General features: G+C 28.9%; 18 protein-coding genes and 3 tRNA genes. 1 reads left to right on the top strand and 20 read right to left on the bottom strand.

Going from position 1 to position 22,600, the window contains the following annotated elements:
• Positions 1-3 precede the first annotated feature (3 nt).
• The 12 genes from HMPREF9709_RS04950 to HMPREF9709_RS05005 all read right to left on the bottom strand — a co-directional run bounded on the left by HMPREF9709_RS04950 (position 4) and on the right by HMPREF9709_RS05005 (position 12,994).
• A complete protein-coding gene (locus HMPREF9709_RS04950) occupies positions 4-1,359 on the bottom strand; it encodes a TrkH family potassium uptake protein (protein WP_005398432.1) in 1,356 nt (451 codons plus the stop codon).
• Between the two features lie 125 nt (positions 1,360-1,484).
• Positions 1,485-1,835, bottom strand: coding sequence for a 50S ribosomal protein L20 (rplT, locus tag HMPREF9709_RS04955; protein ID WP_005398433.1), 351 nt, complete (start codon positions 1,833-1,835; stop codon positions 1,485-1,487).
• A 13-nt stretch (positions 1,836-1,848) separates the two neighbouring features.
• The gene (rpmI, locus tag HMPREF9709_RS04960) at positions 1,849-2,040 is read right to left on the bottom strand and encodes a 50S ribosomal protein L35 (RefSeq protein ID WP_005398435.1); all 192 of its coding nucleotides are present in this window, start codon (positions 2,038-2,040) and stop codon (positions 1,849-1,851) included.
• 21 nt (positions 2,041-2,061) lie between these two features.
• Positions 2,062-2,616: a translation initiation factor IF-3 gene (infC, locus tag HMPREF9709_RS04965; protein WP_083831373.1), complete on the bottom strand. Its 555-nt coding sequence runs from the start codon at positions 2,614-2,616 to the stop codon at positions 2,062-2,064.
• Between the two features lie 141 nt (positions 2,617-2,757).
• Positions 2,758-4,665 carry a threonine--tRNA ligase gene (gene thrS / locus HMPREF9709_RS04970; protein WP_005398438.1) on the bottom strand — a complete coding sequence of 636 codons (1,908 nt, stop codon included), beginning with the start codon at positions 4,663-4,665 and terminating at the stop codon, positions 2,758-2,760.
• Position 4,666: 1 nt separating this feature from the next.
• On the bottom strand, positions 4,667-5,980 hold the full coding sequence (gene hisS / locus HMPREF9709_RS04975) for a histidine--tRNA ligase (protein ID WP_005398440.1): 1,314 nt from the start codon (positions 5,978-5,980) through the stop codon (positions 4,667-4,669).
• 179 nt (positions 5,981-6,159) lie between these two features.
• Positions 6,160-6,822 (bottom strand): hypothetical protein, encoded by a 663-nt coding sequence (locus HMPREF9709_RS04980; protein WP_005398441.1) that lies wholly within the window; start codon positions 6,820-6,822, stop codon positions 6,160-6,162.
• An 849-nt stretch (positions 6,823-7,671) separates the two neighbouring features.
• A tRNA-Gly gene (locus HMPREF9709_RS04985) sits at positions 7,672-7,746 on the bottom strand.
• A gap of 54 nt (positions 7,747-7,800) precedes the next feature.
• Positions 7,801-7,876, bottom strand: a tRNA-Lys gene (locus HMPREF9709_RS04990).
• A 167-nt stretch (positions 7,877-8,043) separates the two neighbouring features.
• A complete protein-coding gene (locus tag HMPREF9709_RS04995; RefSeq protein WP_005398443.1) occupies positions 8,044-9,198 on the bottom strand; it encodes a family 20 glycosylhydrolase in 1,155 nt (384 codons plus the stop codon).
• Positions 9,199-9,207: 9 nt separating this feature from the next.
• Positions 9,208-11,247 carry an ABC transporter ATP-binding protein gene (locus HMPREF9709_RS05000; RefSeq protein ID WP_005398445.1) on the bottom strand — a complete coding sequence of 680 codons (2,040 nt, stop codon included), beginning with the start codon at positions 11,245-11,247 and terminating at the stop codon, positions 9,208-9,210.
• Positions 11,231-12,994, bottom strand: a complete 1,764-nt coding sequence (locus tag HMPREF9709_RS05005; protein ID WP_005398447.1) for an ABC transporter ATP-binding protein — start codon at positions 12,992-12,994, stop codon at positions 11,231-11,233. The genes HMPREF9709_RS05000 and HMPREF9709_RS05005 overlap by 17 nt, the downstream gene beginning before the upstream one ends.
• 119 nt (positions 12,995-13,113) lie before the next feature.
• Between HMPREF9709_RS05005 and HMPREF9709_RS05010 the strand changes: the two genes are divergently transcribed.
• Positions 13,114-13,187 (top strand) — tRNA-Cys (locus HMPREF9709_RS05010).
• A 321-nt stretch (positions 13,188-13,508) separates the two neighbouring features.
• Here HMPREF9709_RS05010 and rlmB read toward each other — a convergent pair.
• The 8 genes from rlmB to HMPREF9709_RS05050 all read right to left on the bottom strand — a co-directional run bounded on the left by rlmB (position 13,509) and on the right by HMPREF9709_RS05050 (position 22,518).
• The gene (rlmB, locus tag HMPREF9709_RS05015) at positions 13,509-14,243 is read right to left on the bottom strand and encodes a 23S rRNA (guanosine(2251)-2'-O)-methyltransferase RlmB (RefSeq protein WP_005398449.1); all 735 of its coding nucleotides are present in this window, start codon (positions 14,241-14,243) and stop codon (positions 13,509-13,511) included.
• A gap of 10 nt (positions 14,244-14,253) precedes the next feature.
• Positions 14,254-15,645, bottom strand: a complete 1,392-nt coding sequence (gene cysS / locus HMPREF9709_RS05020; RefSeq protein WP_005398450.1) for a cysteine--tRNA ligase — start codon at positions 15,643-15,645, stop codon at positions 14,254-14,256.
• 1 nt (position 15,646) lies between these two features.
• Positions 15,647-17,125, bottom strand: coding sequence for a glutamate--tRNA ligase (gltX, locus tag HMPREF9709_RS05025; protein ID WP_005398451.1), 1,479 nt, complete (start codon positions 17,123-17,125; stop codon positions 15,647-15,649).
• A gap of 18 nt (positions 17,126-17,143) precedes the next feature.
• Positions 17,144-18,346, bottom strand: coding sequence for a CdaR family protein (locus HMPREF9709_RS05030; protein ID WP_005398457.1), 1,203 nt, complete (start codon positions 18,344-18,346; stop codon positions 17,144-17,146).
• Positions 18,315-19,175 carry a diadenylate cyclase CdaA gene (cdaA, locus tag HMPREF9709_RS05035; RefSeq protein WP_005398458.1) on the bottom strand — a complete coding sequence of 287 codons (861 nt, stop codon included), beginning with the start codon at positions 19,173-19,175 and terminating at the stop codon, positions 18,315-18,317. Before cdaA ends, HMPREF9709_RS05030 begins: the two co-directional genes overlap by 32 nt.
• Positions 19,176-19,259: 84 nt before the next feature.
• Entirely contained in the window at positions 19,260-20,294 is a 1,035-nt protein-coding gene (locus HMPREF9709_RS09605) for a C39 family peptidase (RefSeq protein WP_005398459.1), read from the bottom strand.
• Positions 20,287-20,871 carry a DUF3783 domain-containing protein gene (locus tag HMPREF9709_RS05045; protein ID WP_005398460.1) on the bottom strand — a complete coding sequence of 195 codons (585 nt, stop codon included), beginning with the start codon at positions 20,869-20,871 and terminating at the stop codon, positions 20,287-20,289. The genes HMPREF9709_RS09605 and HMPREF9709_RS05045 overlap by 8 nt, the downstream gene beginning before the upstream one ends.
• Positions 20,872-20,928: 57 nt before the next feature.
• The gene (locus HMPREF9709_RS05050) at positions 20,929-22,518 is read right to left on the bottom strand and encodes an ABC-F family ATP-binding cassette domain-containing protein (protein ID WP_005398461.1); all 1,590 of its coding nucleotides are present in this window, start codon (positions 22,516-22,518) and stop codon (positions 20,929-20,931) included.
• Positions 22,519-22,600 lie beyond the last annotated feature (82 nt).

Below are 22,600 nucleotides of genomic sequence, written 5' to 3' on the forward strand. Positions count from 1 at the left end.
CTCCTATCCTATTAATATTTCTTCTTCTCGTAATTTATATGTTTTTGGATTTGCTTTATTTGTAAATGCGATAAATAGTGACAGTGGTCCCACTTTACCAAATAGCATAGTTGCCATAATTACAATTTTTGCAAAATTAGACATAAATGGTGTAATACCTCTTGTCAAACCTACTGTACCATAAGCAGAAAAAACTTCAAATAATATATCTATTAATTTTAGTGATTTATCAGACAGGGTTATCAATAATACTGCTGTAAAAATCCATGCCAATGATACTGTAAATAATGAAATGATTTTACCAACTAAATCAGAAGATATAGATCTTTTCATTAATGAAATTTCTTTCTCTTGTTTAATATTTGCTTTAGTAACTAAAAATAAACTCAAAAAGCTTGTTGTCTTAAAACCACCAGCTGTACCTGCAGGCGATCCCCCAATAAACATTAAAACTAACATTAGTAAAATTGAGGATGTAGTATATGCTGCTTGATTAGTACTTGCAAATCCAGCGGTCCTTAATGTAGTGGATTGGAAAAATCCAGTAAGTATTTTTTCAAAAAATCCGTATTGACCTAGTGTTTCCGGATTATTCCATTCTACTATAATAAAGAATATAGCAGGTAAAACTAATAGTGCTGTTGTCATCATCAGTACAAGCTTTGAATGTAGTGAATATTCCTTAAATTTAAATTTCTTTTCTAAAAATTCAGCAATCACTTTATGTCCTATACCACCAATTATGATAAGTAATGATATAACTAATGATATATTTACATTTAATGCATATGGCATCAGTGAACTATCACCTAATACATCAAATCCCGCATTACAAAATGCAGATATGGCATGAAATATACTATACCAAAAACCCTTAAAAAATCCAAATTGTGGGATAAATGTAAACATTAAAAACACTGCGCCTATAAATTCTATTGCGAATGTAGTTATTAAAATAAATTTTACAAGTTTAATAATCCCAGCTATTGTAAACATACCTTTTTCTTCGGATAGATATATTCTATCCTTAATGGACATTTTTTTATTGAATAATAGTGACACAATTGATGCAGCCGTCATTACACCAAGACCACCCAATTGGATCAAGATTAAAATTACTATTTTACCAAATAGTGACCAATGTGCAGCCGTCACTACTGTTACCAATCCCGTTACACAAGTAGCTGAAACTACCGTGAATGATGAATCAAGTAAACTTGTCCATTGACCAGAGTTTGAAGAAATTGGTAATAGCAATAACAACGTCCCAATTGCTATAACAATAATGTACATAAACAAAATCAATCTAGCCGGATTATTCTGGATTACTTTGTTTTTTATCTTATTATAATTTTCCATAATTACTCCATATTCATTTTAAAATTATACCGTACATACATTGTATAATTTTTTATGAAAAATGACAAAAAAAAAACTACAACATTATTAAAAAAATATTGTAGTCCATCTTTTATATTATTGAATTATGCATTTTTTGCTGTTTCAACTAATTTTGCAAATGCTTCTGGATCATTGATTGCTATTTCAGATAACATTTTTCTATTGATATCAATATTAGCTTTCTTTAATCCGCCCATGAATTTTGAATAACTTAAACCATTTGCTCTTGATGCAGCGTTAATTCTTGCAATCCATAATTGTCTAAATTCTCTTTTTCTTTGTTTTCTACCAATATATGCATATTGTAGAGATTTCATAACAGCTTCTTTAGCTGTTCTAAATAATCTTGATTTACCGCCAAAGTATCCCTTAGCTTGTCTTAAATATTTTTTATGATTTTTCTTTGCATTAACTGCACGTTTTACTCTTGCCATCTCTAATTACCTCCTAAGGAACCATTTGTCCAATTCTTTTCATATCTGATGTACTAACTAAAGTTGATTGTCTTAAGTTTCTGATTCTTTTTGGTGATTTTTTAGCTGTGATATGACTCTTATATGCTTTAAATCTCTTTAATTTACCAGATCCAGTTCTCTTAAATCTCTTAGCTGCACCTCTATGTGTTTTCATTTTAGGCATAATCATTTCCTCCTATTAAAATTATTCTGTCTTTGGTTCTATGAACATTACTAAGCTTCTACCTTCCATTTTAGGTTTTGAAGCGATTTGGGCTACATCTTTTACTAAGTTAAAGAATTTTTCTAAGACATCTTTACCTAGGTCTTTATGAGCCATTTCTCTTCCCCTAAATCTTATACTAATCTTTACTTTATCTTTATTGTTAATAAATTTAATCGCATTACGAGCTTTTGTTTCTAAGTCATGAGTATCAATTGTTGGTGATAATCTCACTTCTTTCACACTAACTGTTTTAGCGTTTTTTCTTGCCTCTTTTTGCTTTTTAATTTGATCATATTTATATTTACTATAATCCATAATTCTGCAAACAGGCGGATTTGCATTTGGTGATAATAATACCAAATCTAAACCCTCTTCATCGGCTCTTTTTTGTGCATCTGCTGAAGTAAACATCCCAATTTGTTCCCCATCGCTACCAATTAGCCTCACTTTTGGAAAACGAATTTGATTGTTTATTTGAAGTTCTTTAATAACATACCTCCTAAAGTACTGTTTATTAGTTAATAATAAAAAAATAGTAACGCAAAATACCTACGCTACTATCTTAATAAATCATAATTAAGTTTAACCTAGAGCGCTTTGCGTTAGGTGAGAGTAGGTACCTCTTCTTTATACTTGAATATAATATATCAAATGTTGACAAATGTCAAATTTTTTTTATCGTCTTTCTTTAATATCTTTTTCAATTGTTTCAATAAATTCATCAATATCGATATCAATTGTTTGTTTTTCGCCATATTTTCTTACTGATACTGTATTGTTTTTAATTTCATTATCACCAATTACTAATTGATATGGCACTTTAGATGTTTGTGAATCTCTGATCTTTTTACCCATTGATTCATTTCTGTCATCTAATTTTACTCTTAATCCCAATTGGCTACATCTTTCATATAATTTTCTTGTAAATTCTAAATGATGTTCTAAACTTACAGGAATTATTGTGGCATGTACAGGTGCTAACCATAATGGGAAGTTTCCACCATAATGTTCGATTAAGATTCCCATAAATCTTTCTAAAGAACCATAGATTGCTCTATGAATCATAACTGGTCTTTCTTTTTCACCACTTTCATTTATATATGTGATGTCAAATCTTTCAGGCATTTGGAAGTCTAATTGAACAGTTCCACATTGCCATGCTCTTTTCATTGAGTCTAATAATTGAATATCAATCTTTGGACCATAAAATGCTCCATCTCCCTCATTGATTTTATATGGAATGCCTAGTTCTTCAACAGTCTCAATCAATGCCTTTTCAGCTTGATCCCAATCTTCTTGCGCTCCCATTGAATCTTCTGGTCTTGTTGAAATCATTACTTTATATTCGAAACCAAACTTAGAATAAATTTCTCCAGCAAGCTTCATGATACCTTTTATTTCATCTTTAATCTGATGTCTTAAGCAGAATATATGTGCATCATCTTGTGTGAATGCTCTTACTCTAAACAATCCATGTAAAGCACCTGAAAGCTCATGTCTATGAACCAAACCTAATTCAGCTAATCTGATTGGTAAATCTCTATATGAATGTGGTTTAGACTTAAATACAAGTATTGAACCTGGACAGTTCATTGGTTTTACAGCATATTCTTCTTCATCAATTTCTGTAAAATACATATTATCTTTATAATGGTCCCAGTGTCCAGATGTCAACCAAAGTTGCTTATTTAATATCATTGGAGTTTCAATTTGACCATATCCGTCTCTTTCTAATAATTCACCAAGATATTTTTTCAAGTTATTTTTAATTACCATACCATTTGGTAAGAAGAATGGGAAACCTGGACCTTCTTCTGCAAGCATAAATAAGTCCATTTCCTTACCTAAAATTCTATGATCTCTTTTCTTTGCTTCCTCAATCATATTTAGATATTCATCTAATTCTGCTTGTTTCTTAAATGAAATACCATAAATTCTTTGAAGCATTTTATTTTTTTCATTTCCACGCCAATAAGCACCAGCAATAGAAAGTAATTTTACTGCTTTAATATCTTTTGTATTTAATAAATGTGGTCCTTTACATAAATCAACAAAATCCCCCAATTTATATATTGATAATTCCGCATCTTCTGGTAAATCGTTGATTAATTCTACTTTATATTTATCTCCATGATCACCAAATAATTTTAACGCATCTTCTCTAGAGATATCTTCTCTTATAAGCTCATGTTTTTCTCTAGCAATATTTAACATTTCTTTTTCAATCTTTGTTAAATCTTCTGGTGTAAATTGATGATCACTATCAATATCATAATAAAAACCATTATCAATTGCTGGTCCAATCGCAAACAATGTGCCTGGATATAGCTTTTGAATTGCTGCTGCCATCAAGTGTGAAGTTGTGTGCCAAAATATTTTTTTAGCTTCATCTGAATCATATTTAACAAAATTAACAGTACTATCTTCTGTAATCTTTTCTTGAAGACCCATTATTTTTTCATCATTTACAACCGCGCCTTCTACAGCTCTTGCTAAACCTTCTGATATTGATTTTGCAATATCTAATAGGGAAACCCCACTTTCAAATTCTTTAATATTTCCATCTGGAAATGTAATTTTCATTTTATCCTCCGATATATTCAAGTAATTTATTTAATTCAATTTCTACTTGATTTCCATTATTAAAATCTTTAACACTTATAGTTTTATTATTTTTTTCTTGTTCTCCAATAATTAAAGCCGTCTTTACACCAATTTTATCCGCATAATTAAATTTCTTTTTAGCTTTTCCTTGTTCAAGATAAATCTGTGATTTAATATTATTTTCTCTCAAATAGTTTACTATTTCTATAGAATAATCTAAGACTGTCTCATCCATAGGTAAAACTAGTATATTATTGTTTTCTTCTTTTTCAAGTCTAATTAAACCAGCTTCATTTAATTGATAATACAATCTTGTCAAGCCAATTGATAATCCAATACCAGGATATTTTTTCTTAGTAAAATTATTTGCTAAATCCTCGTATCTTCCACCACTACATACAGATCCTATTGATTCATAACCTTTTAAGAATGTCTCAATAACGGTACCCGTGTAATAATCTAATCCCCTAGTTATCGTTAAATCAATTTTAATAGCATCTTCGGGGATAGCAAATTTCTTCATATAATTAAATAACTCTATTAACTCTGCCCTACCTTCAATAAACTTATCATTATTAATCTCTAATCCATTTAAAAATTCAATTGTTTCTAAATTAGTTTCTTTATTTTCAATAAAATTGAATATTTCTTCTATCTTATCTTCTACAATATTAAGCTTTAATAGTTCGTTTTTTGTGTTTTCTTTACCAATCTTTTCAAGTTTGTCTATTGTTCTCAATACACTTTCAAAATCACTTACTGAAATTGATTCTAAAAATCCACTCAATAATTTCCTATTATTAATTCTAAATAGAATCAATTCTTCATATCCTAAGTCCTTGAAAATATTGTAGATAACAGATGGTATCTCACCATCATTGATTATTGATAATTTCTCATTACCAATTATATCTATATCGCATTGATAAAACTCCCTATATCTTCCTTTTTGGTTTCTCTCTCCGCGATATACTTTCCCTATTTGGTATCTTCTAAAAGGAAACGAAAGATTATGAGCATACATTGAAACATATCTAGCCAAGCTTACCGTTAAATCAAATCTCAACGCCTGAGGCGTTGATTCCTTATCAATTTTATAAATCTGTTTGGTTGTTTCACCGCCACCCTTAGACAATAGTATTTCTTCTTTTTCAATTAATGGCGTATCAATATTTACAAAACCATATTTTTGAAAATTAGATTCAATAATATTTTTAATGGTATCAAATTGTTTTTGCTCTTCAGGTAATAATTCCATAAATCCTGGAAGTATTGAAGGGTTAATAATACTCATACACTCTCCTTTTTTTTACTATTCTTTTATTATATTCTAATTAGAAATATATTTAAAGTATCAATGTATAAAAGAAATATTTCTATCACTAAAAACCTAAATCACTATAATATATAACCCCAAAAAATTGACTTAAAGTTTCAACTTCTTGGGGTCATAAAATTATAAAAGTTTAAATATTATTGTGCTAATTTTTGATTTACAAGTCTAGATATATGTTCAACATCTATTCCATGAAGATTTAATATATCTAATCTTTCTTGTCCGTAACCTAAATCACCTTTAATAATCATATCAACTAATTCTGAATCAGAAGCATTTCTAATTTGTTCATCCGTAGCTATAGCAGCATATGGATTTTGCTTTGTCCTGTTTCCTCTTCTGTCCACATTACCGGAATAATTTCCTCTTTTTACCTTATCACCAGTATTTGTATTAGTTGTTTCCTCTTGAGTATCTGGCGCTACCTCTTCCTGTGTGTCTGGCTCTGGCTGAGTTTCTTTTTCGCTTTCAGTCTCAAGAACTGTTTCCTTTTCTGATTCTGTTTCTTTCTCAGACTCAGATTCTTTCTTTGTTTCTGTCTCTTTTAATGTTTCCTTTTCACTCTCTGTTTCTTTTTCGGATTCTGACTCAGCGATCGTATTTAACTCCCTCTTATCTTCATCACTACTTTCTATAACTGCCTTTTTATTAGCATCCGTCTTGTTATTCTTTCCAATATTCAAAACAGTAGCTGCAACATAAACTATTAATGTAAACACTAAAAGAATAATTAACGCAATCATAATATAATTAATTAAACTATCATTTTTTCTTTTTTTTGGTCTCTTTTTATTATCCATTTCGACCCTCCATCTTTTAATCTACTTATATGTTATTACAAAACACTAAATTTCTCAATATTTTATATAATTAATTTAATAATTTTAAAAAATATGATAAATATGTAACATATATTAAAGTAGTGTTGTAATGTTTGGTTATATAGATAGCATCTTCACTTTTTATGTGTTTTATTGGCTTTTTTATTATTTTTTATTGAGTTTTATTGATTTTTCCTGATTATTTTAGGATTTGTGATTTTGTCAGGAATGATTTTTGGTGGGTTTTCCTGATTATTTTAGGTTTTGTTATTTAATCAGGAAAGTTTTTTGATAGGTTTTCCTGATTCATTTGAGTTTTACGATTTTATCAGGAAAGATTTTTGGTGAGTTTTCCTGATTAATATGAGATTTTCAATTTTGTCAGGAATGATTTTTGGTGAGTTTTCCTGTCTATTTTTGATTTCTTGATTTAATCAGGAAATTTGCTTAAAATTTTTTCCTGTCTATTTTGCAATTTTCGATTTTGTCAGGAAATTTTCGGATTATATCCCTTACATGTGTATTTTGCATTTTCTATTTTACACATGTATGATTTTTGAACATTTTACATGTCTAATCGCCCTTTTCCCATTTAAACATGTAAGTTTTTTAGACCTCTACATGTGTATTTTGCATTTTCCATTTTAAACATGTAATTCTCGAAAATTTTATACATGTTTAATCAACATTTTCCTATTCACACATGTAAATTAATTATTTTTACTATTTTAGCCCCAATAAACTTCTATAAACCTGTTTACTCCATTAAAGCTATAAATGGATCAATGCAACAAAGCAATAAAAAAGAGATAGCTTAACTATCTCTGTTGGAGCGGAAAACGAGATTCGAACTCGCGACCCTCGCCTTGGCAAGGCGATGCTCTACCTCTGAGCCATTTCCGCAAAATGTATATTTTTTTTTAGTATAAACAAAATGTATTAATTTGTCAAATTTTTTGGTGCTCGATCAGGGACTCGAACCCTGGGCCCACGGATTAAGAGTCCGCTGCTCTACCAACTGAGCTAATCGAGCTTATGAAAAACATTATACTCCTATCTTTTTTCATTGTCAATAAAATATTTTAATTTTTTATTGTATTATTAATCAGCTGCTGATTTTATCAATAAGATATAGAAAATTTATTTTATTAGATAAATAGCAGCTGTTAATATCATAAAATTGTTAAGATAAGTATATAGCTATATCTCACAATATAATTCTTCAAAAGTAATATTTTCATTAATTTTATAATCTAAAGTTTTTAAGGCAAAGGCAAATAATTCTTTTTTTACATCTTCAAATATGATGTTTTCGTCTACAATTTCTGGATTGTCACACCAAATTGATATTGCAGCACCTTTAATTTGAGGATGTTTATCATCTATGTCATTATTGAAAAATTTACCTGGCGTCCATTGATTATAGATATTTTTATATTGGTTTTTCTTATCAAATGAATTCATTTTTCTGCCGTCTTCTGGCATCTCTTCTCTTAATACATAGTAAAAGTAGGAAGAGTTTAAATTGTAAATTTTATGCCCTTTATCGAGGATTGTATTTAATTTGGAAATTGAGGGATTCCAAGGCATTTGACACCAAAAATCCACTTCAATTTCTTTAAACATTTTTATTTTTTGTTTAATTTCTTCATTATGTTCTCCATAGTAAAGACCATCATTCCAAACACGTGGAGTGAACCCATTATCATAGACAAGTTTTGCAATTTCATTGATGTAATTAACAAAACTATCTTTCCACGAATATTGCTCACCTAAAGTATTTTTTGCGTAATTATTTAAGACAGGCATATAATTTTGGATGAATTCTCCTTTTTCAAATTCCATAAATTCATCGCCACCAATATGGAAATTTTTGGCACCAGCAAATAATTCACAATATTCTTCATAAAGCTTTTTAATAAATGCTAAAGTTTTAGAAGAAGTAATTGATAAGGCTTCTTTACTTGGATTACCATTTATATCTTTTTGTCCATAATGAGGAAATTTGGATAATATTTGTCTTGTATGTCCAGGTGTATCTAAAGATGGCATCACCTCAATATTTCTTTCATTTGCATATTGAATGATTTCTTTTATTTCATTTTTTGTAAGGTGTTTTTTTGATACAATCTCAGGAAAATTGCTTAATTCTATTCTAAAACCTTTATTTTCACTAAAATGTAATGTTAGTGTATTTAGTTTTAAAAAGTTCATATAGTCAATTAATTTTAAAATCCATTGTTTTGTAAAATATTTCCTACCAATATCTAAATGCACTCTTCTTTCTTGCAGTGTATTATTTTTATCGATAATGAAATTATGTTTTTCCTTTAGTACTTCAATAATATTATCCATTTATTCCCCTTATAAGCTAAATTGTGAGTTATATAAATCGGCATAGAATCCGTTTTTTGCTAATAATTCTTCGTGTGTACCTTGTTCAATGATATTTCCTTCATTCATTACTAAAATTAAATCGGCATTGATTATTGTTGATAATCTATGAGCGATAATAAATGAAGTTTTTCCAACCATTAATTTATCCATCGCTTCTTGAATGGTTTCTTCTGTTCTTGTATCTACATTTGATGTTGCTTCATCTAATATTAAGAATGGAGCATCTTTTAACATTCCTCTTGCAATTGTAAGAAGCTGTCTTTGACCTGCACTCACTGATTCATTGTCTTTTATTACAGTATCTATATTGTTTGGAAGTGTTTTGATAAAGTGATCTAAGCCAATAAATTTAATTAAAATGTTTAGCTCTTCATAAGTGACATCTTCCATATTATACGTAATATTTTCTCTTATAGTACCATTAAATAGCCAAGTATCTTGTAATATCATTGTAAACAAATCATGAATGTTTTCTCTAGAAATGTCATTAATTGAGTGTCCGTCAATCAAAATATCACCTTCACTAATTTCATAAAACTTCATTAGTAGATTAACCATAGTAGATTTTCCTGCACCTGTAGGGCCAACTATAGCTATTTTTTGACCAGGAAGTGCTGTAGCTGAAAATCCTTTAATCGTTGGTTTATCATTGCTTGGATATTTAAATACAACATTCTTAAATTCAATTTTACCTTCAACTTCATTAAGATCTAATCTCAAATTAATATATTTTTCGTCTTTAAGTTCTTCTTCAGCTAAAAAGCTAAACACTCTTTCACCTGCTGCCGCAGATGATTGTAATGAAGTAACAGATTGAGCAAGTTGTGTAAGTGGATTAGTAAATAATCTTACATAAGTCATAAAAGCTATAATTACACCAAAAGTTATTATATTTTCTGAAGTAAGTACAGACCCAACTATTGAAACAGCAAGATATCCTAGATTACCAACAAACATCATGATTGGATGCATCAAACTTGATAAAAACTTACTTTTAATATTTGCGTTATACAAATTTTCATTTAATTCAGTAAATTTAGTGTAGCTTTGTTTTGTAGCATTATATGATTTAATGATATTAATGCCTGAAAACACCTCTTCAATATGTCCATTTAATGAACCAATTGATTCTTGTCTCAATTTAAAATATTTTTGTGAATTAGCCATTATTACACCAATTAGAATAAATCCAATTAAACTTGAGCCAATTGCCACAAGTGCTAAAGTCCAATTTGTAATAAACATCATTAATGTTGAACCTAATAATAAGGTTGTGGCTGAAGCTAATGTACCCAATGATTGATTTAAACTCATTGAAATAGTATCAACATCATTTGTCATACGAGATATGATATCTCCTACTTGATTTGTGTCAAAGTAATTTAGAGGTAATGCATTAATCTTATCTCCGATTTTCTTTCTTAAATCAAAAGCATAATCATTTGCAACATTCGCTAAAATATACGCTTGAATGTATGATAAAATTGATGACACTACATAAAGTACTAAAATTAAAATAGCAATTTCCTTTATCTTTTCTAAATTTGTCTTTGGTTCAATTATTTCAGAAATAGATTGAGGAATGTTTCTAAATGTATCTAAAATTTCTTCTTGTTGTTCCTTTGAAAGTTGCTTTTTAGAACTAAAATTTGGTCCTAATGTTTGTATACTTTTCATGAATTTTACTTGATCTTCATAAGTGATTTTTTTATTATCAAATACTAAATCTTGATTTGGTCTTGTTTGAACATTTACAGAAATTTCTTTTATTAAATTTTGCATTTTTGTATCATCTAATTTAATCGAACTTGAAATATGATCTGTTAATTCAGACATTTTCTTAGGTGTATAGATTAATAATGCAGATGAAATAAATGCTAGTAAAATCACACTAAATAATGCAATTCTATAACTCTTCATATTATTAAATAATATTTTTAATGATTTAAAAATATTTGTTTTTTTCTTTTTATTATCTAGTGGAGTATTTTTATTTGATTGACTCATTTAATTCCTCCTCTGAAAGTTGAGATAGTGCAATTTCTCTATACAATTGATTATTTAACCACAATTCTTTATGGGTGCCCATTCCCACAATTCTTCCTTTTTCTAATAGAATGATTTTATCTGAATTCATGATTGATCCAACTCTTGATGCAACAACTATTGATGTTGATTCTTTTAAGTTTTCTTCCAACTCTTTTCTTAATACTGACTCAGTTTTAAAATCTAATGCAGAGAATGTATCATCAAAGATAAAAATTTCTGGTTTTCTAGCGATTGCTCTAGCAATTGATAATCTTTGTTTTTGACCACCAGAAATATTTGTACCACCTCTAGAAATCATAGAATCATATTGATTATCCATTTTACTAATGAATTCATCCGCTTGTGAAATCTTCGCAGCTCTCACAACATCTTCTTCATCTATGTCTTCTTTCGCTTCACCAAAGGCAATATTATCCTTTATAGGCATATTAAACATAACTGCTCTTTGAGAAACATATCCGATCTTGTTATATAGATTTGCAAAAGTATAATCTTTTACATTTACACCATCAACCAATATTTCACCTTCAGTCACTTCATAAAATCTTGGTATTAAATTTACAAGTGTTGACTTACCTGATCCCGTCATACCTATAATCGCAATATTTTCACCTTGTTTAACACTAAAAGATATATCTTCAAGAATGTATTCCTCTGCATCGGGATACTTGAATGATACATCTCTAAACTCAATTTCTCCATGTTTTTCAGTTTCAGAATCAAATGAACCTTCTAATAAGGTTTCTTTTGTATTTAAAACTTCATTTATACGATCAGATGAAACCTGAGCTCTAGAATAATTAACAAGTAAAAACGCCATCATTAAAAATGAAAATATAACTTGCATAGCATATGAAGAAAATACAATCATATTTCCAAAGATATTGATTTTATCAACAAATGCTGCATTTGCAATCATGTTTGCACCAATTAAGTAAATCACTAGAGTCAAACCATATAATACAATATTCATAATTGGCATTAATGTACCAAATGATTTTTGTGTAAATTTGTGTAATGAAGTTAACTTTTCATTTACATCTTTTATCTTCACTTCTTGATATTTTTCGGCATTAAATGCTCTAACCACTCTAATTCCTGTCAAGTTTTCCCTAGTAACATTATTTAATTTATCAGTTAACTTTTGAATTATCTTAAATTTAGGAATTACAATAATAGAAAGTAAAGTAATAACTGTCAGTAGTATACCCACAGCTATTGCAGTTGCAAGGGACCATTCAAATCCTTTATCTAATATTTTTGATATCGCCAATACTGCCATAATAGGAGATCTCATAAATATCATAAGCCCCATTCCAAGAAACATTTCAATTTGTGAAATATCATTTGTTGTTCTTGTAATTAAACTTGATGTAGAAAATCTTTCTATATTTTCAAATGACATTGCTTGTATCTTATTAAATAAATCTCTTGTCAAATTAAATGAAAATTTTGATGTTACATAAGCAATAAAGTAACTTGAAACAAAAGCAATAAATACAGATCCCAATGCACATAAAAGCATATACAATCCATTTTGCCAGATATCTCCCAAATTAGTTCCCGGAGTTTGAACTAACTTTGTTACCTCGAACATATAGTCTGGCATTTTTAACTCAAGCATAACTTGAGCAAAAACTAATATAAAAACAATAAATAACAATAACCATTGTTTTTTCTCCAGCTTTTTTATTAATCTTAACATTTTATTCTCCTTCTCATAATTTTGTATCAGTATATTATATACCACTTTTTTCAAAATTAATATAGTTTTTACTTGATATTTTTATATTAATTATATATAATTAATTGGTAACGAATTTTGGCGGCATAGCCAAGTGGTAAGGCACAGGTCTGCAACACCTTCACCACCGGTTCAAATCCGGTTGCCGCCTCCAATATATAGATTAGAAACGTGTAGAAATACACGTTTTTTTTAATGTTTGGACTTAATTTGGTCTTGCTTTGATACAAGTTTGATACAAATTATTTTTTTTAGTATTTCTCAAAATACTGTGACAAGATTAAATTAGCAAAATTTAATCTTATTAAAATGAGGCTATTGCAATTTCTTTGCAATAGCCTCTGCTTATACATATTATTCAACACACTTAGGAAATTTTCCTATTGTGTGTTGTGTTTTTATTTTGGATTCAACACAATTAAGGATTTTAAAGAGAAGGTGTTGTTACCCCGCGTTTCTTAATTATTTTAGCTACTTATTTTCTCCTAGAATTTAATACCCCATAGATTAAAATCGCAGCGGAGGTTGAAGCATTTAGTGATTCTGTTTTACCATACATTGGAATTTTGATTAAATCATCACATTTTGTTTTGGTTAGACGTGAGATGCCTTTACCTTCATTTCCTATGACAATACCTACAGGTCCGGAATAGTCAATTTCTGTGTAAAGTTTATCTGTATGGCCATCTGCCCCGTAAATCCAATAACCATTTTCTTTTAATTCCTCGATAGTATTGTTTATATTTGTTACCATTGCAACTCTCATATATGAAGTTGCTCCTGAGGAAGTTTTATGCACCGTGTGATTTACCTGTGCAGCTCTATGTTTTGGTATAATGACACCTGTAGCACCCGCCGCTTCCGCAGTTCTAATAATTGCTCCTAAATTATGCGGGTCTGTTATTTCATCAAGAATGATGATTAATGGATCTCGGTCAGATTCTTTCCCATAGTTTATAATCTCGTCTAATTGGTAATATTTATAATCCTTTGTTTGAAGATAGACACCTTGATGATTAGAAAAATCTGACATTTTATCTAATCTATTTTTATCAATCTGTCTAATTTGAACACCTTTTTTATTAGCTAAATTTATTATTTTATCAATTGTATTATGCTTTAATCCTTTTTGTACATAAAGGATTTCTGCACCATTCATATTTTCTAGGTATTCTATTACTGAATTTCTACCTGGTATAAAATCTGACATATTTTCTCCATTATATTCTTTCCCAAACGACTCCCGTTGAAGTGTCTTTTAATCTGATTCCTTTTTCTAAAAGTGAATCTCTAATTTCATCAGCTTTCTTAAAATCTTTATTTTTCCTAGCTACTTGTCTTTCTTCAATTAATTTATTAATTTCATCATCTAAAATTTCTTTATTAAATTTAATTCCAAGAACTTTTAAGAGGTCTTCAAATACTTCTTTTATTTTTTCTAATGAATCTCTTGATGAATTTTCATCAAAATTGGTGTTAATGTATTTCGCAAAGTCAAATAATGTAGAAAGTGCATTCGCAGTGTTAAAATCATCATCCATAGATCTTTCAAATCTTTCTACAAATGTATTTATTTCTTTTTCTATATCCTCTGTAATATGTTCTTCATTAGAAGTGTAATCAATATATCTAGACAAATCTTCATAAGTATTTTTTAATCTAATATACCCATTTTTGATTGCTTCTAAATTTTCTTTAGAAAAATCTATTTGAGAACGATAATGTCCTGAAAGTAACCACATCCTAACTATGATTAAATCAAAATCTTTTTCAATATCATGAATTGTAAAGAAGTTACCTATTGATTTGGACATTTTCGTTTTGTCCACTGTAATCATCGCATTATGCATCCAGTAATTGGCAAATGGCTTACCATGTAATGTTTCAGATTGTGCAATCTCATTTTCATGATGTGGAAATTCTAAATCTTCACCACCACCATGAATATCAATTGTTTCTCCCAAAACTTCCTTCGCCATTACAGAACATTCAATATGCCAACCTGGTCTACCTTTCCCCCAAGGACTATCCCAAGCAGGCTCTTTTTCTGTTTTTTGTTTTTTCCAAAGAGCAAAATCCATAGGATTTCTTTTTTCTTTATCAACTTCAACTCTAGAACCATGTTCTAAAGCTTCAATATTCTTCTTAGAAAGTTTCCCATAATCTTTTGCTTTTGAAACATTGAAATAAACAGTTGAACCAGAATCATATGCGGCATCCATTTCTTGTAAATCAGAAATAAATGTAATCATTTCATCTATATAATTTGTTGCTTGCGGTTTAATTATTTTTTCAATATTTACATTAAGATCTTTAGCATTTTGTAAGAATGCTTTAATATATGTTTTTGTGATTTGTTGAAAATCCAAATCTTCTTCAAAGGCCCTATTGATTATCTTGTCATCAATATCTGTAAGATTCATTACAAAATCCACATCATATCCTTTATATTCTAAATAGTTTCTCACGGTATCAAAAAACACTAAAGGTCTTGCATTTCCAATATGAATGTAGTTATAGACCGTCGGACCACACACATACATCTTTACTTTATTTTCTTCAATAGTCTTAAAATCTTCTTTTTGTCTAGTTAATGTATTGTAAATCTTCATATTAATAATTTTCTAAAACATAGTTAATTCTATTAATAATACCCTCTTTACCTAATATCATAAATATATGAATCATTTCTGGGCCATGTTCAGAACCTGAAAGTGCAGATCTTACTGGGAAAAATAGAGATTTTCCTTTAATACCTGTTTCTTTTTGAATTCTCTTCATAATAGTCTTAGCTAGTTCTTCATTCATCCCTTCATTTTCAACAATTTCTTTTAATTTTGTCAATACTTTTTTACTATCTTCTGAATTTAAGTTTTCTTTTACATCTTCATAAAATTCTGGTGTGTCGAATTTAGCAAAAATAAAATCTGTTTGTTCGACAATTTCAGAAAATTTATTTAATGATTTTTTAAATGTCGCAGAAATTTCGTCCATTTTTTCATCAGAAATATCTTCATTGATATATCCAGCTTCAATTAAATAAGGTTTAATTTGTTCTGATAATTCTCTATCAATTAATTCTTTTACATAGTGGCTATTTACCCAATCAAGCTTAGCTTCATCAAATACACCGCCAGATTTAGAAACTCTTTCAAAACTAAATTGTTCGATTAATTCATCATGAGAAAGTATTTCTTGATTTGTTTCTGGAGACCAACCAACTAAAGCAATATAGTTGATTAATGCATCTTTTAAATAACCTTTTTTCTTAAAGTCTTCAACTGCAACATCAGCATTCCTCTTAGATAATTTCTTTTTATCTTTTCCAAGAACTGTTGGTAGATGCACATAAGTTGGAGCTTCCCATCCAAATGCTTCATATAGATAAACATGCTTTGGTGTAGAAGATACCCATTCATCCCCACGAATTACATGAGTAATTTTCATATGATGGTCATCAACAACTACAGCAAAATGATATGTTGGGAATCCATCTGATTTAATTAAAACTTGATCATCCATATCATTTGTATTGATACTTAAATTACCCTTGATAGCATCAGTAAATTGAATGTCTTTATTTGCAGGTAATTTTAATCTAACAACATGTTCTTCACCAGCATCTACTCTTTTTTGAGCTTCTTCTTTTGAAATACCTCTACATAATCCATCGTAACGAGGCATCTTACCATCAGCTTTTTGTTGTTCTCTTAATTTATCTAATCTTTCTGCACTACAGAAACAATAATAAGCCTTATCTTCATCTATTAATTTATGAATATGTTCATCATAAATACCTGCTTTTACTCTATCTGATTGTATATATGGGCCGTATTCACCTTTTTCAAATGTCTTACCATTTTCATCTAAAAATACACCTTCATCATAGTCTAAGTCTGCCCAATTCAAAACTTCAATTAAATTTTCTAACGCCCCTTCTACAAATCTAGTTCTATCAGTATCCTCAATTCTTAAAATGAACTTTCCACCTTGATTTCTTGCGAATAAGTAGTTATATAGGGCTGTTCTTAAACCACCAATATGAACATATCCTGTTGGACTAGGTGCAAATCTTACTCTTACTTCTGACATTTCTCCTCCATTACATATCTACCTTGTCAAAATAATTCTTATAGGTTCGATATTTTTTACTTTTACATTTTCCAAATTATTATCTTTCACTTTTACTTCAGGCACAATCGCATGATAGCCCTCAGATTTATTACTTGCATCAACTATTAATGATATATCTTTTGCATTTATTTTTTCAAGTTCATTTGCAAATCCGAAGAATGTTATCTTAATCGAATTATTACTAAATTCAGCATTATAAGAACTTGACTTCTTCAACTTGAAGTTTTCCTTTGGAACTTCTACAATCTTTTCAGTTTTCTCTTCCACTTCAAAATCCACAAAGAAATCTTGATCTTGATTTACTAAAACTATATCACTAGGTAAACTTAAAGTGGCTTCTTTTCTAGTACTTTCCTTTAAGTTAGCAATATTTATCTCTTGAGTTTTAATTTTGCTTATTTGATCAATCTTATCTTTTGGTCCTTTAACTTGTACCTTACTCTTATTTAGAATTGAAGAACTTAATCTATAATTTTCGTTTAATTCTCCATTTGTTACTAATTCTAAATCTACTTCTTTTTGTTTTGAAATACCTACGCTGATATTAACAAATTGCTGACCATAAGTAATATTATCTATTTGATCACCTTTTTGATTTACAGCAATTATTTCACTATTAATTGTTGTATCTTTTTCTAAGTTTTTGAAATCAACATATGTAACTAAATTAGCTATTTTTTCAATATTTGTTCTAGATCCTCTGACAGTCACTTTTTCTGGAGTAACCGAAGTAGAATCAAGTACATAATTTTCTTGTAAATCTCCTGTAGATTGAACTTTTATCGCAAAATCCTTACTAATTATTTTCTCAATATTTACATCAATTGAATCTACAGACTCTTGTAAACTCACACCTTCCGGTAAATTATATTGTACTTTTAACTTATGTGTACCCTCTTCCACATTTTCAAAATCCACACTCGCCCTTACATGAGAAGGTGTGATGCTGATAATTTCATTTCTCTTACCAGACACTGTAATATCAACCGATTTTTGATACCCCTCACTTACTATCAATCCTTTATTATCTAATGCTGAAGTATTATCTAAGACAATCGGTATTGAACTTAATCTTGTAGAAACAGTTGGGTTTTCATTAGCAATGATAAATGACCATAGGAATATTGCTACAATAAGTGAAAGCAATTTAATCTTCCAATTTCGCTGAATTATTCTCATCACTTCCTCCTTCCTCATCTGTCACTTTCTTAAAGATTGAATTATCTGATTCATAAAACAATTTCTTTAAGGTATTTCTAAGTGTCTCACTATCAATATGTCTAGATAATTCTGAATTATATACAGTGGTAATTACACCTGTTTCTTCAGAAACAACGATAATAAAAGCATCCGATTTTTCACTCATACCTAATGCCGCTCTATGTCTTGTCCCCAATTCTTTAGATATTGTATTATTACTGGATAAAGGTAGAAAACATCCTGCAGCGGTTATTTTTTCATCTTTGATAATTAACGCGCCATCATGTAAAGGTGAATTTGGGAAAAATATATTAATTAATAATTCACTTGAAATTTCAGCATCCAATATTGTACCAGTTTCAACAATATCAGCTAAACCTACTTTATTTTCAATCACAATTAAAGCACCAATCTTTTGTCTAGATAATGATGCTACGGCATTAACTATTTCATCAGTTTTCCTCTCAAATTGTTGTGGCTTTATCTTACCAAATGGTGTAAACCATCTATTTGAACGTCCAAGCTTTTCAAAAGCTCTTCTAAGCTCTGGCTGAAAGACCACAATAATTAACACTAAACCGGCAGTGAATATATTTGAAATCAACCAGTTTACTGTATACAAGTTTAGAGCAATACTAATTCTCGAAAATATAAGTATGATGAATAATCCTTTCAGTAATTGGGCAGCACGAGTTTCTTTTACTAACATAATTACTTTATAAATTAAAAAAGTCATGACTAATATATCGATTATATCTGTTATTTTTAATGTTAAAAACGCTATTTTTAGCTCATTTAAGAATTGCAAAACTCCACCACCTTTCAAATAAATATTTTATCATATTTCTAGTTAATAAAAAAGGCAGAAATCTGCCTTTTTATAATCAAATATTTATTTTGAAATTGAATATAAAACTTTAGTTTGAGCTAACACACGATCAAAACTCCAAGTTTTATTTGTATTATTATATGAATTTACATCATAGATTACTAGTTTATTTTCTTCATTATAATCGGTAAGTATAATATAATGTCCACCTGTCTGTGAAAAATCATTATATCCATTAGGCACGACTAAGGCAACTATCACATTTCCATCATCAAGGTTTTTCTTTATACTATCTTCATTTGACTTTATCTCTTTGCTCTTTAATCCTAATTTTTGAGCCCCAGAGTTAAATAATTCATATTTTCCGCCTTGCTTGTCATACCATCCATTTTCAAAAGCAAATTTTGCCATTTCGTAAGGATTTTTGGAAATATCACCAGTTAATCCTGAATAAACCATAGACAGGGATGTTGGTCCACACCCAGATATTGCAATATATTGGTCATCTACTTTTTCATAACCCCATCTCTCATCCCATTGATTTAGATATGGCAGTTTCACTTTTCTATCAAATAATTTTGAATTTTCAAAATCAATAGAAATATCTTTGCTAATATTTTTTTCTTTAGCCTCTTGATAACGAATCACTGTAGTTTCAGATTCCGGATAAAGCTCGATTTTTCGTTTCAAAATATCTGGTAATGAAGCAATTTTTTTATCTAAATCTGCTTTTGAAATTTTTTCATTAGCATATTTATTTTCTATCTTGCCTGTTTTAGCATTATCATCGCCATTGTTTAATACATCTACAGAAATATCTCCTTCTGATTGTGTGTCTTTAACCAGCTCCTTCACTGTATCCTTTTTAATTTCTTTATCTGACTCTTTATTGCTTTCTTTATTTGATTCATTTACAATTTCTTTATTTGTATCAATCGCATTATCATTTGAAAATATCTTTGAAATGATTATTCTACCACCAATAAATACTAATAATATTAAAACAAAAATTCCTATTATTTTAATAGTTACCAATCTATTTTGTTTTCTTTTTTGTAATATTTTTTTTCTTTGTTCTTCAGTTAATCTTCTACCCATCAATTTCTCCCAGACTATTGACTTTCATAGCTAGTTTATTATGAATGTTTTTCATTTCATCAAAATCAAATTCTCTAGGATTTAAATAATGTTTTGCTTGCTCCATAATGTTTAGCAGTTCTTCGTCATGTGATTCATTATCTACTATTTTTTGAGCCTTTATCATAGCTCTTTTCAAATTAGTAAACATCATCATAACTACATGTTCTTCTTTATTTTCAGACAATAGTCTTCTTAATTTCCATTTTAAATTTGTTGGTGTTAATATTGCTTTATTTGGGAAATACAATCCTTTTGATTTTAATTCTCCAATGAAATCATAAAGTCCTTCATTTAGGATATTTACAAACAACAGAAACTCAATATCTACCGGTTTTGTATTTTCTACTATACAATTTTCTGTGTTGTCATAAATAATTTCCTCAATTGTGCAATAAGTTTCATTTTCTTTAACTTGCTTAATTGAATATCCAAATTTTTGACTTACTTCCTCAATTAAAGATAATTTATTATTATCTATACCATAAACGATAATAATTTTATCTTTAAATTCAATAAAATCACCAAATTTACTCATCTTACTTCCTTTTCTAAAAATAATTAAATTTATTAATCATAAATATATTTAATTATATTACTTAACATATTTTTCAATATATTCGTCATATGTTGTTTTTTCATCTCTATATGTTCCATCATCAAATATTTCTACGATTCTATTGGCAATAGAATTTACAAATTGATGGTCATGAGAGGTAAATAATACATTTCCTTTATAGTTAATTAAGCCATTATTCACAGCTTCAATACTTTCCAAATCTAAGTGATTTGTAGGCTGATCAAGAATAATTAAATTAGATGGTTCTATCATCATTTTTGAGAACATCATCCTAACTTTTTCTCCCCCAGACAAAACTGAAGAATCCTTATAAACTTCATCTCCAGAGAAAAGCATCTTTCCTAAAAATCCTCTAATAAACGATTCTGACTGATCTTTTGAATATTGTCTTAACCAATCCACTAGATTATAATTTCCTTTTTCAAAATACTTAGCATTATCTTTTGGGAAATATTCTCTAGAAATAGTCTGGCCCCACTTAAATGTCTTTTCTTCATTTTCATCGTTATTTGCAATTAAGTCAAAAAATTTACTAATTGCAATTTCATTACCTATAAAAGCAATTTTATCATTTTTCTCTACTCTCATGGATAAATTTTTTATTAATGTATTATCACCTTCAATAATACTTAAATTTTCTATATTTAAGATTTCATTTCCTGGTTCTCTTGAAAGTGTAAAGCCAACAAATGGATATCTTCTAGTTGAAGGTTGAATGTCATCAAGAGTAATTTTTTCTAATAATTTTTTTCTTGATGTCGCTTGTTTGGATTTAGATTTATTTGCAGAGAATCTTTGAATAAATTCTTTTAATTCTTTTACTTTTTCTTCTTTTTTCTTATTCTCATCTTTTGCCATTTTCAAAGCTAATTGAGAAGATTCATACCAAAAATCATAATTACCTGTATACATTCTGATTTTTCCAAAATCTATATCAACCATAACTGTACACACTTCATTTAAGAAATATCTATCATGGGAAACAACTATAACTATTCCCTCATAATTAATTAAAAACTCTTGTAACCACAGTATCGCTCTTAAATCAATACCATTAGTAGGTTCGTCAAGTAATAAAACATCCGGTTTACCAAACAATGCTTGAGCAAGTAAAACCTTAATCTTATCTGACTCTTTTAATTCACTCATTTTTTGATAGTGTTTTGAAACGTCAATACCCAATCCTTGTAGTAAAGTTGAAGCTTCTGACTCAGATTCATATCCACCAAGCTCAGCATACTCTGCTTCAAGTTCTGCTGCTCTCATGCCATCTTCATCTGAAAAATCTTCTTTCATGTAAATAGCTTCTTTTTCTTTTCCGATTTTGTACATTTCTTCATGTCCCATCAACACAGTGTCTAAAACTTCATAATCTTCAAACGCATAGTGATCTTGACTTAATTTACTTAATTTTGTACCTTTTTGGAATGTAATATTTCCTTTAGTTGGCTCTTTTTCACCAGATAGAACTTTTAAGAAGGTCGATTTACCAGCACCATTTGCGCCAATAATGCCATAGCAATTACCTGGCGTAAATATCAAATCAACATCTTCAAATAACTTTTTATCTGGAAATATTAAACTTAAATCATTAACTGTAATCATTTATTATCTCCTCATATCATAATAACTCTTTTTTTATATATAATTTGTCACGATAATTATATATGTCAAGAAAAAATTAATC

It is taken from the genome of Helcococcus kunzii ATCC 51366 (assembly GCF_000245755.1).
GTDB classification, from domain to species: Bacteria; Bacillota; Clostridia; order Tissierellales; family Peptoniphilaceae; genus Helcococcus; species Helcococcus kunzii.